This is a genomic window from Schlesneria sp., from assembly GCF_036405755.1.
GTDB lineage: Bacteria > Planctomycetota > Planctomycetia > Planctomycetales > Planctomycetaceae > Schlesneria > Schlesneria sphaerica.
Window position 1 is genome coordinate 1 of record NZ_DASWWZ010000558.1, and the last position, 3,190, is coordinate 3,190.

General features: G+C 58.2%; 2 protein-coding genes and 1 pseudogene. 1 reads left to right on the forward strand and 2 read right to left on the reverse strand.

What is annotated here, in order from left to right; translation table 11 throughout:
• A pseudogene (locus VGE80_RS18695) lies at nucleotides 1-642 on the forward strand (hypothetical protein); the annotation flags it as partial.
• Between the two features lie 298 nt (nucleotides 643-940).
• On the opposite strand, the gene VGE80_RS18700 reads toward VGE80_RS18695, so the two are convergent.
• Together VGE80_RS18700 and VGE80_RS18705 are read right to left on the reverse strand one after the other, a co-directional pair.
• Nucleotides 941-2,092 (reverse strand): S1C family serine protease, encoded by a 1,152-nt coding sequence (locus VGE80_RS18700; RefSeq protein WP_440593716.1) that lies wholly within the window; start codon nucleotides 2,090-2,092, stop codon nucleotides 941-943.
• Nucleotides 2,093-2,353: 261 nt separating this feature from the next.
• A partial coding sequence (locus VGE80_RS18705) for a tRNA dihydrouridine synthase (RefSeq protein WP_440593717.1) occupies nucleotides 2,354-3,190 on the reverse strand: 837 nt, incomplete at its 5' end.

The window sequence follows — 3,190 nt, forward strand, 5'->3', positions numbered from 1 at the left end:
TGGAGCGTCGGTGCCTTCAACGGAACCGGTGCATCCCTGCTGTCGCCGTACACAAACCCTCCTGACAGCCCCCCCAATCCCAGCGGAAATATCCAGTTCGATGCCCGCGTCACCGTTAACTTTCTCGACCCTGAACCCGGCTACTACCACCAAAGCTCCTACTACGGCAAAAAAGACATTCTCGCCCTGGGTTTCGCCGTCCAGACTCAACGTCACGCACTGGGAACCGCCGAGGACCCGCGCAACTTCACGGGTGTCAGCCTCGACGCTCTTTTCGAAACGACACTGGCCAACGAGGGCGTGATCACCGTCGAAGGGGCGGTCTATCGTTATGACAATCAAGATCTTCCCACCAGCGGTCAGCAGGGGGATTGTGGTTTCATTTACGTCGGCTACATCATCCCGCAAGACCTGTCAGTCGGCCCCGTCCGAGGACGATTGCGACCCTTCACCCGCTATCAGCAATACAACCACGACTTCGAAGAAGCCTCCACGGGACTTTACTCCCGCGCACTGGATCTCGGTGTCGAATACGTCATCAACGGTCCCAATGCGCGAATCCTTGCTCTGTGGAGTGATCGCGGCGTCGTCAATAGCCCCTCAGTCCAGGTCTTCACCCTCGGAGCCTCCATGGTCTTCTGAGGGAATTCCGTCTTCCCTTTCCCATCGTCTCGCTCACCAAAAACCGCTGTGCGGAGAAGACATCCTTTGTTCGCGCGTGCATCGCGCTACACACTGATGCCGGGTGCTTCAAGGTCGACTCAGCAGAGCAGGGGACGGGGGGACGGTTGGAACGACTGGTCTCGCGGGGTCCCCCCCCGAAAATCAAACGCCCCCACTCCACGTAAAAGACTGTGAGTTATCGGGACCCGACAGCAGAGCGGATCGAATCCTCGCGGATTCTGTCTCGCACGGTGCCACAGTCAGCGTTGAATTTCTCTTACCGTCGTGCCACCTGGAGCACGACCTTCACCCGGATTTGTGAGCTGCCACGTAACAGTAGAATCGAAACTTCGTCGCCGGGCTTTTTTCCATCCAGTGCCTTCGCCATATCGTTGGCACTCCGAATCGGCCGCCCCGCAACCTCGATGATGATATCACCGAGATAGATCGTCCCGTCAACATCCCGGTACGTCCCCTGAATCCCCGCCGCCTCAGCACCCGTTCCTTCGAAAACACGTTCCACCAGCGCCCCTTGCGCAACTCCCAGCCGGCGCGAGATCAAATCGTCGAATACTTTGAATCCGGGCACACCCTGCTCGATTCGTCCCGACTTGATCAGTTGAGGCACCACCTGGTTCACAATATCCACCGGGACAGCAAACCCGATTCCCGAGAACGCCCCCGACTCGCTCACAATCATCGTGTTGACCCCGATCAGGCGACCGGCACTGTCGAGCAACGGTCCGCCCGAATTCCCCGGATTGATCGCGGCATCGGTTTGAATGACCCCTTCGATCGATCGACCATTCATCGACTTGATCTCGCGCCCCAGACCGCTGATGACACCTGTCGTCAGTGTCTGATCCAGTCCAAACGGACTACCGATCGCAAATACTTTCTGGCCCACCTGAAGAGTGGATGACTCACCAATCGCAACTTTCTTGAGCCGTCCCGGAGGCGTGTCAATCTTCAGTACCGCGATGTCCTTGTCCATTTCGTAACCGACGAGCGATGCTGTCCAGCTGCTATTGTCCGCCAGCATCACCTTGGCCGCACGTGCATTTCTGACCACGTGGTAGTTTGTCACGACATGCCCCGCGTCATCGTAGATAAACCCCGTTCCAGTCCCTTCCGGAACTTCCAGGGCTCGGAAATTCAGGCTGTCACGGCGAATCGACAACGTCGTAATGTGGACAACACTCGGTGACGCTTCCCGAAAGATTTCGATGGTCGACTTTTCGTCTTCGGAGAGGTCTCCGCGTGGAGTAATCGGCCGAGACTCGCGAGCAGCGCGCCCCCCAAAACCGGGCAGGTAACCCGCGTTCTGCAGCATCATTCCGGCGACTGCAAGCAGCAGAACGGAGACGAGCCACGCCGGAACAGTAGGCTGTTCGGGTGGAGTCCCCCCGGAATTCAACCGGTCACTCATTCTTCATTTCCTTGATCCTCTGTCCTTCGCCATGCGACTCACCCTCCGACTCGGGAGGAACAGCGGGGAATAATTTCCCATCGGCAGTGGCAGCACCAGAATACGGCATTTCAGGTGATCTTACTCCCCACCCACATTGCTGAGGACACGCCAGACACGAATGAGACTGCCTTCATCCGCCCATCACGGTTCGGGCAGTCGCGATTAACTGACCGGGACATTTCTCATCGCGACACTTCATCGCAATTGCACCGGCAGGCACTACCATCGTTCAACCGGCCCCGACGGGACAGGGATCACCAGTTCCGGCAAGACCCCCGTACGAGTCCCTCGGGTAGGGCCGGAGGCCGCAATCTCCCGCACGGCCGCCACGAACTCATCGCGCGTCCGCGCGGTCTGCATCAGATTCCTCAGGGACGCACGCACGCACATCGCTTTCAGATACCAGTGAGCCATCTTGCGGAACGAAACAATCGCTCGCTCGGTACCGCGCTGCTGCTCCAAATAGCCGAACTGCCGTAGCAACAGTTCCAGACGGTCCTCAAAATGTCCCGGAGGCGAAAAGCTCCCCGTCGTTTCCCACTCCACAAACTGCCGGAAAATCCAGGGGTTTGCCAGTGCTCCCCGCCCCATCGAAATTCCGTGACAGCCCGTCTCCCGAAACATTCGCTCGCCGTCGGCGATGGAGCGGATGTCTCCGTTTCCAATTACCGGAATCCGCTCAACCGCTTCAACCACTTTCCGAATACCACTCAGATCAACGGTCCCGCTGAACCCCTGCTCGCGAGTGCGGCCGTGAATGGCAACCGCGGCAATGCCGACCTGTTCAAACTCTCGTGCGAACTGAGGAGCCGTCAATTGAGTACTGTCCCACCCCAGCCGCATCTTCACGGTGACAGGAATCTTCACCGCTTCCACGACCGTCCGAACCAGGTCGAGCGTACTGTCAACCCGGCACATCATGCTCGCTCCCGCTCCTCCTTTGGTAATTCGCTGAACGGGACAACCCATGTTGATGTCGATGGAATGCACACCGCGCGACTCTAGAAACTGCGAAGCATCCCGCATCACGATCGGATCGCTACCGAAAATCTGAAC

Bases quoted from the DNA above. Each gene is read 5' to 3' on its own strand.
- VGE80_RS18700 (WP_440593716.1), bottom strand. From the start codon at position 2,092: ATGAGTGACCGGTTGAATTCCGGGGGGACTCCACCCGAACAGCCTACT.